Genomic DNA, 7,531 nt, shown 5'->3' with positions numbered 1-7,531 from the left:
ATCGGCGGCACCTGGCGGACCGTCGCCCGGGGGAGCGCTGCCCGGCGCTGTCGGCGCTCCCGTCCAGCGCTCCGCGCCCGGGAATTCGCCGTCCCGCACCGCCCGGAGTGGGACCCCGTCGGGCCGGATGACGCCCGGCGGCGACCGGACGGGTCGCGGACCGGCGACCGGCGGCTTCCTGCCACGGCTCGTGCGGCGTTCGGTACGCCCCCGCCCCGCCGGACCCGCGTCCCCGCCCCGTCTCGACACCCGCCCGCCGGAGCCGGAGCTGGAGCGGGAGTCCCCGGAGCCACGCTCAGCCCGCCGCCCCGGCCCCCCGTCCCCGGCGGCACCGCCCGCTCAGCCCGTCCCGGTCGTACGCCCGCATCCGCCCGCACCGGAGCGGCCGGGCGCGGTCGTCGTCCCCGTACAGCGGACCGCGAAGCCGGTGGCGCCCACGACTGCCGGACCGGGGTCCGGGGACCGTACTCCCCTCCCCGGAGCACCGGGCCCGCCGGCCCGGGTCCCACGGCGCGCACCCGCTCCGGCCGCCGGAGCAGGAAGTGCCGGGACCACGGCTCAGGCGCTTCAGCGCGCGGCGGCCGACGCCGGAATCACCGGAATCAGCGGTGTCCCGGTGCGGGCGGTCCCGGCGAAGCCCCCCGCCCGGCCGGACGGGACCGGATCGGCCGACCCGGCCGCCGGGGACGCCCCGGCCACCGGCGTCACCGGGGCGGACATCGAGGAACTGGCCCGTCGTCTGCTCGATCCGGTGAGCCGGCTGATCCGCGCGGACCTGCGCAGAGGGCGGGAGCGCGCCGGACGGTTGTACGACCGCGGACGCTGACGGCGGCACGGCCCAGCACGGCACGGCCCAGCACGGCACTCGGGAAACGGCAGGGAACAAGAGAGGCGCATGACGGACGACATCTTCGCGACGAGCGTCTTCTTCAAACTCGTGATCGGAGGCAGTGATCTGGGGGCTTTTCACACCTGCTCGGGGCTGGGAGCCGAGGTGGAGATGGAACAGTACGCCGAGGGCGGGAACAACGGCTTCACCTGGCAGCTGCCGGGGCGGATCACCTGGACCAACATCACGCTGACCCGCCCGGTCACCGCCGACACCCTCAAGATCGCGCGATGGCTGAGCAAGACCATCCAGCGGGTCGAGCCCAAGGACGGCGAGATCGTCGCCCTCCGCCCGGACCTCAGCCGCATCATCAGCTGGCAGGTGCAGGGCATCGTGCCGGTGCGCTGGCAGGGCCCGTCCTTCGACCCCGCCAGCTCCCAGGCGGCGATCGAGACGCTGGAGATCGCCCACGAGGGACTGGAACCCTCCTGATGAACCGTCATATTCATGGTCCGGCACCCCAAGGTCCGGCACCGGAGAACAGAGAAGATCGGGAAGGAGGGACGCGATGTCACCCGCCGTCCGTACGAGCCGTGCCCGCGCCCAGCTGACCGTCATGGAACCGCCGGCGGCCGTCGGCGCCAAGCCGGGCGGGACCCTCGCCCGGCTCACCCTGCAGTTCAACCCCGCGCGGCTGTCGCTGAGCAAGAGCGCCGAGTGGCGGCGTACTCCGTCCCGGATGGCCGGGCAGTCCGCGCTGCCCGAGTTCGTCGGCAGCGGGCCCCGGACACTGTCCCTGGACGTCTTCCTGGACGCCACGGCCACCCATGACAACTCGGTGGAGAAGGCGGTGGAGCAGCTGATGCTGGCGTGTGTCCCCACCCCGCAGAGCCTGGCCCGCAAGACGCCCGCCAGCCCCTGGGTGCGCTTCGACTGGGGCGCGTCGAAGACGACCTCGTTCGACGGGGTGCTCTCCAGCCTCTCCGTCTCGTACACGCTGTTCGACGTCGACGGGAAGCCGCTGCGCGCCACCTGCGCCCTGTCCATCGAGGAGGCGAGCGTCGATCCGCCCGGCCAGAACCCCACGTCGGGCTCGCGGGAGGCCCGCCGTACCCACCGGGTCGTCGCCGGTGACAGCCTGCCGCTGCTCGCCTGGCGGGAGTACGGCGACGCCACCGCGTGGCGTGCCATCGCGGAGGCCAACGGCATCGACGACCCGACGCGGCTGGTCCCCGGCGGGGAGCTGGTCGTGCCCGGACTGGAAGACCGTGTTCCGGGGGGCGGCCGATGACCGCCTCCGGCCGTTCCTTCGCCGCGGATCCGATCGTCGAGGCCCCCGGTGAGCTGCCGCCGGCCTGGGTGACCCAGCTGGTGAGCTGTGTGGTCGACGACAACGTCGGACTGCCGGACTCCGCCGTGCTGATGTACCGGGACCCCGATCACAAGCTGCTCACCGCCACCGGTCTCACCATCGGCACCCCGTTGAAGATCTCCGTGGTCACCGTGCAGGAGCGGGTGCGCGAGCGGCTGTTCACCGGTGAGGTCACGGCATTCGAGCTGGACAGCGACACCACCGGCTCGTTCACGGTCGTGCGGGCCTTGTCCAAGGCCCATCGGCTCCAGCGCGGACGGAAGGTGGTGGCCTTCCGCAATATGCGGACCGCGGACATCGTCCGCAAGGTCGCCGCCGGGGCCGGGCTGGCCTGCGGGACGATAGAGGCCGCGCCCATCACCCATCAGCAGCTGACCCAGCCCAACGTCTCGGACTGGGAGTTCCTCCAGTATCTCGCGGGCGAGAGCGGCGCTCAGGTGCGGGTGGACGACAACGGCCTGTTGCAGTTCGTGAAGCCGAAGCCCGCCGCGTCGGCGCCCTCGCCCGCCGTCTCCGCCGCCCGGCATCCGATGGTCCTGGAGTACGGGCGCAATCTGCTGGCCCTGCGGGCCGTGCTGACCGGCGCGGACGGTGCGGACAGCGTGGAGGTACGCGGCTGGAACGTCGATGCCAAGACCCGGCTGTCGGCCCGTGCGCAGTCCGTCCGCAGCACCACGGTCTCCCCCGGGATGAGCCCGTCGACCGCGGCCCGGGTGTTCGGCGGCAACGCCCGGATGACGGTCGCCGACACCCCGTACCGCACCCAGGCCGAGACCAGGGCCGTGGCCGCTTCGGTGGCCGCTTCGGTGAGCGCCGGATTCGGCGAGATCGAGGCGGTCGCCGAGGGCAACCCCCGGCTGCGGGCGGGCGAGCCGGTGGCCCTCGGCAATGTCGGGCCCGCGTTCGCCGGGCGGTACACGGCGACCGCCGCGCACCATGTCCTCGAACCGAACGGCGGCTACCGCACGACCGTGGTGGTCAGCGCGGCGCCCGACCGCTCGCTGGCGGGGCTGACCAGCGGCTCGAACGCGCCCGCGCGCGGCCCGCGGATGCCGGGTCTCGCGATCGGCGTGGTCACCGACATCCGTGAGGGCAAGGCCGAGCGGGGCTGGGTCCGGCTGAAGTTCCCCTGGCTCGACGATGTCTATGTGACGGACTGGGTCCGTACGGTGCAGTGGGGCGGGCAGGGCGGCGGCGGGGTGTTCAGCCCCGAGGTCAACGACGAGGTGCTGGTCGGGTTCGAGCAGGGGAAGCTGGACAGCCCCTATGTGCTGGGCGGCCTCTACAACGGGGTCGACAAGCCGTCGCCCCACGGTGTTCCGCTGGTCGACCCGGTCAGCGGCAAGGTCAACCGCCGTTCACTGGTCTCCCGTTCGGGCCATCGGCTCGAACTGCTGGACGCCCCGCGCGGACCGTCCGGCGTCCGGCTGGCCAGCGGCGACAGACGGCTCGACGTCACGCTGGACGAGCGGCGGGGCGAGATCGCGCTGACGGTGTTCGCCCCCGGCGGCACCCGGGCGCTGAGCTCACTGACCCTCTCCGCGTCCGGGATCACGCTCGACGCCGGAACCGGTGATGTGACGGTGAACGGGCGCTCGGTGACCGTCAACGGCAAGACGGGGGTCACCGTGGACGGCGGCCTGCTCGCCGTCCTCAAGGCCAAGCTCATCCGCATCAACTGACCCCAGTCCCCCCTTATTACAGGAACGTCCGCATCGAATGACGCCTCCGCTGTCCGACAGCGGCGGCAGCCCCTTTCCCCGCGAGGAGAACAGCGACCATGCCCCCCGCAGCCCGCACGGGCGACACCACCGTTCACGGCGGCCTCATCGGCACCCCGCCACCGGGCGCCGCGCCGGCCGTCGCCACCGTGCTGATCGGCGGCAAGCCGGCGGCCGTCACCGGCAGTCTGCATGTGTGCGTCCTGCACGCCGGGCTCGGGCCGGGGAACGTCATCCTTCCCAACCCCGCCGCCGCTGCCGCCGGTCAGGTGCTGATCGGCGGGCTGCCGGCCGCCCGGATGCGGGACACCACCACCTGCGGCGCGCTCATCACCAGCGGTGCGCCGAACGTCCTGATCGGGGGCCCGCTGTGAGCGGCGGCGGGTTCATCGGACGCGGCTGGGGCTTCCCGCTGCGGGTCGACGCCACGGGCGGCATCGGCATGGTCGAGCGGGACCGGGAGATCGAGGAGGCGATCGGGCTGGTGCTCGGCACCGCGCCGGGCGAGCGGCCGATGCGCCCGGAGTTCGGCTGCGGCATTCACGACTACGTCTTCGCGCCCGGCGACGGCGCCACCGCCGGGCGCGTCGCCCATGAGGTCCGCACCTCGCTGGAGCGCTGGGAGCCGCGCATCGAGGTGACCGATGTGGTGATCGCGTTCGACGCCGTCGAGGAGGGCACGCTGTACATCGATGTGCACTACACCGTGCGGGCCACGAACGACCTGCGCAACCTGGTCTTCCCCTTCTACACCATCCCGTCCTCAGGGGATTCAGGAGACTCAGGGGGCTCAGGAGCCTTCGGGGATTCAAGAGGCTCGGGAGCCTTCGGGGACTCAGCGGACTTCGGGCCCTCCCGGGAAGCGGGGCAGCGCTGATGGCCCTGCCCTCGCCCAACCTCGACGACCGGCGCTTCCAGCAACTCGTCGACGAGGCCAAACGCTATGTCCAGCAGCGCTCTCCCGAGTGGACCGACCACAATGTGTCGGACCCCGGGGTCACCCTCATCGAGACGTTCGCGTACATGGTCGATCAGCTGCTGTACCGGCTGAACCGGGTGCCGGACAAGAACTACTCGGCGTTCCTCGATCTGCTGGGCGTCACCCTGTTCCCGCCGACGACCGCGCGGGCGGAGGTCGACTTCTGGCTGTCCGCGCCGCAGCCGGAGACCGTACGGCTCCCGGCGGGCACGGAGGTCGCCACCTCGCGCGGGGAGGCCGGGGAGGCCGTGGTGTTCTCGACCTCCGACGATCTGCCGATCGTGCCGAGCTCGCTGGTCCGGCTGGTCACCGCGCCGGTGTCGGGCGAGCAGACCGACCGCACCGCGCCGCTCGGCGCGGGCCAGGACATCCCCTGCTTCCAGCCCCGGCCACAGCCGGGTGACGCCCTGCTGTTCGGACTGCCCGCCGCCGTCCCCCGGTGCATCGTCGCCGTACGCCTGGACAGCCGGGTGGAGGGAGTGGGCGTCGACCCGCGGCAGCCGCCGCTGGCGTGGGAGGCGTGGGACGGCGCCCGCTGGCTCGCCTGCGAGACCGGCGCCGACAGCACCGGCGGGCTGAACAGGCCGGGCGAGGTGATCGTGTTCGTCCCCGCCGGGCACACCGCGTCGGTGGTCGCGGGGACCCGGGCGGGGTGGCTGCGCTGCCGGGTCACCGCGCCCGAACCGGGCCAGCCGTTCTACGCCGAGTCGCCGACGATCCGGGAGGCCGAGGTGTTCACCGTCGGCGGCACGGCGGGCGTCGAACACGCGGAGACCGTTCTCGACGTACCGCTCGGCGTCTCCGAAGGCGTCGCCGGGCAGCGGTTCTCCCTCAACAGGGCGCCGCTGCTGCTGGACGGGGAGCCGCCGGTGGTCCAGGTGTCCTCCGCGGAGGGCTGGCAGATCTGGACCGCCGTGGAGCACTTCGGCGACTCGTCCCCGGACGACCGGCATGTGCGGATCGACGCCGTCGCGGGCGAGTTCGCCTTCCCGCCGGAGGTACGCGAACCGGACGGGACGATGCGCTCCTACGGCGCGGTGCCCGGGAAGGGCGCACAGCTGCGGGTCCCCCGCTGCCGGACCGGCGGCGGAGCGGCGGGGAACGTCGCCCGGGGAGCCATCCGCGTGCTCCGCAGCTCGGTGCCGTATGTGGCGGGCGTGGACAACCGGGAGGCGGCCCGGGGCGGAGTCGACGGCGAGACCGTGGAGAACGCCAAGGTCCGGGCCCCGGGCATCCTCCGGGTGCAGGAGCGGGCGGTCACGGCCGGGGACTACGAGACCATCGCCCGGGAGGCCGCGCCCTCCCTGCGCAGGGTCCGGTGTCTGCCCGCCGTCGCGGGCGAGGCCGGTGCGGTACGGGTCCTGGTGGTGCCCGACGCGGTCCCCGACGACGGCGGCCGGCTCCGCTTCGAGCAGCTGATCCCGTCGGACTCCGTGCTTTCGGCGGTCGCGGCGCGCATCGGCGAACGGCGGCTGGTCGGCACCCGGCTGGCCGTGGAACCGCCCGTGTACCAGGGCGTCACCGTGGTCGCCCGGCTGGCGGCAGACGGCGATGACGCGGACCGGGTCCGCGCGGAGGCGCTCACGGCGCTGTTCCGCCATATCGACCCGCTGCGGGGCGGCGCGGACGGCGCCGGGTGGCCGTTCGGCAGACCGGTGCAGTACGGCGAGGTCTTCGCCGTGCTCCAGAGCGTGCGGGGGGTGGACCTGGTGGAGGAGGTGCGGCTGTTCCCCGCGGATCCGGTCACCGGCCGGCGCGGGGCGGGCGTGGAGCGCATCGACATCGCCCCGGGCGCCCTGGTCTTCTCCCACCAGCACCAGGTCGTGGTCACCGCGAGCGGGGCCGGTGACGGCTCATGACCAGGGCCGCGGTACCCGGGCTCGCCAGCCGCTGGCCGATCGGCGGGCTGCTGCCGGCGCTGTACGCGGACGACGACCTGGCCCAGCGGTTCACGGCGGGCCTCGACACCGTCCTGGCGCCCGTCCTGTCCGTCCTGGACAACCTCCCCGCCTACTTCGACCCGTCGCTGACCCCGGCCGACTTCCTGCCCTGGCTGGGCTCCTGGGTGGGCGCCGACGCCGATCCGGCGTGGCCGGATGAGCTGCGGCGGGCCGTCGTCGCCCGCGCCGTCGAGCTGCACCGGTGGCGCGGCACCCGCCGGGGGCTGGCCGAGCATCTGAGGCTCAGCTGCGGCGTGCACGCCGACATCCAGGACGGCGGCGGCGTCGCGTGGTCGTCCGAGCCGGGCGCGGAGCTGCCGCCGGCTCCGACCGGAGAACTGCTGGTACGGGTCTGGGCGGCGGCCGGGGGGCCGGTGGACGCGGGCCGTGTCCAGGGCGTCGTCGCGGCCTCCTGTCCCGTACACCTCACCAGCCGGGTGGAGATCCTGCCGGGCCCGCCGGATGAGACGGGAGGGCTGACATGACCCGTTCGTGCCCGGCGTGCGGTACGGCCAACGGCGAGGACGACGACTTCTGCGGGAACTGCGGTTCCTACCTCGGCTGGTCCTCCCAGCCGCCGCGGACCCCGCCCGCTGCCGCGGAGACCGCCGGTCCAGCAGCACCGGAAGCACCGGCAGCACCGGCAGCACCGGCGGAGCCGGTGGCGCCGGCAGCCGTTCCCGAGGCCGG

General features: G+C 73.7%; 7 protein-coding genes and 2 pseudogenes. All 9 read left to right on the top strand.

The features are described from left to right. Window positions 1-826, top strand: a pseudogene (locus FF041_RS39025) (hypothetical protein); the annotation flags it as partial. 69 nt (window positions 827-895) lie between these two features. Continuing rightward, entirely contained in the window at window positions 896-1,321 is a 426-nt protein-coding gene (locus FF041_RS15535; protein ID WP_153487123.1) for a phage tail protein, read from the top strand. A gap of 76 nt (window positions 1,322-1,397) precedes the next feature. Beyond that, window positions 1,398-2,120, top strand: coding sequence for a CIS tube protein (locus FF041_RS15530; protein WP_153487124.1), 723 nt, complete (start codon window positions 1,398-1,400; stop codon window positions 2,118-2,120). Beyond that, window positions 2,117-3,883 (top strand): VgrG-related protein, encoded by a 1,767-nt coding sequence (locus FF041_RS15525; RefSeq protein WP_153523379.1) that lies wholly within the window; start codon window positions 2,117-2,119, stop codon window positions 3,881-3,883. Before FF041_RS15530 ends, FF041_RS15525 begins: the two co-directional genes overlap by 4 nt. 98 nt (window positions 3,884-3,981) lie before the next feature. Beyond that, window positions 3,982-4,296 carry a PAAR domain-containing protein gene (locus tag FF041_RS15520; protein ID WP_153523378.1) on the top strand — a complete coding sequence of 105 codons (315 nt, stop codon included), beginning with the start codon at window positions 3,982-3,984 and terminating at the stop codon, window positions 4,294-4,296. Next, on the top strand, window positions 4,293-4,799 hold the full coding sequence (locus FF041_RS15515) for a GPW/gp25 family protein (RefSeq protein WP_323391903.1): 507 nt from the start codon (window positions 4,293-4,295) through the stop codon (window positions 4,797-4,799). Before FF041_RS15520 ends, FF041_RS15515 begins: the two co-directional genes overlap by 4 nt. Continuing rightward, window positions 4,799-6,760, top strand: a complete 1,962-nt coding sequence (locus FF041_RS15510) for a putative baseplate assembly protein (protein WP_153523377.1) — start codon at window positions 4,799-4,801, stop codon at window positions 6,758-6,760. Before FF041_RS15515 ends, FF041_RS15510 begins: the two co-directional genes overlap by 1 nt. Further along, window positions 6,757-7,326: a phage tail protein I gene (locus FF041_RS15505; protein ID WP_153523376.1), complete on the top strand. Its 570-nt coding sequence runs from the start codon at window positions 6,757-6,759 to the stop codon at window positions 7,324-7,326. The genes FF041_RS15510 and FF041_RS15505 overlap by 4 nt, the downstream gene beginning before the upstream one ends. After that, window positions 7,323-7,531, top strand: a pseudogene (locus FF041_RS15500) (zinc ribbon domain-containing protein); the annotation flags it as partial. The gene FF041_RS15505 and the pseudogene FF041_RS15500, both read left to right, overlap by 4 nt.

The sequence above is a fragment of the Streptomyces jumonjinensis genome (assembly GCF_009600885.1).
In the GTDB taxonomy this organism is placed as follows: domain Bacteria; phylum Actinomycetota; class Actinomycetes; order Streptomycetales; family Streptomycetaceae; genus Streptomyces; species Streptomyces jumonjinensis.
The sequence above is the reverse complement of the archived record's forward strand: the minus strand, read 5'-3'. Positions and strand labels throughout refer to the sequence as shown.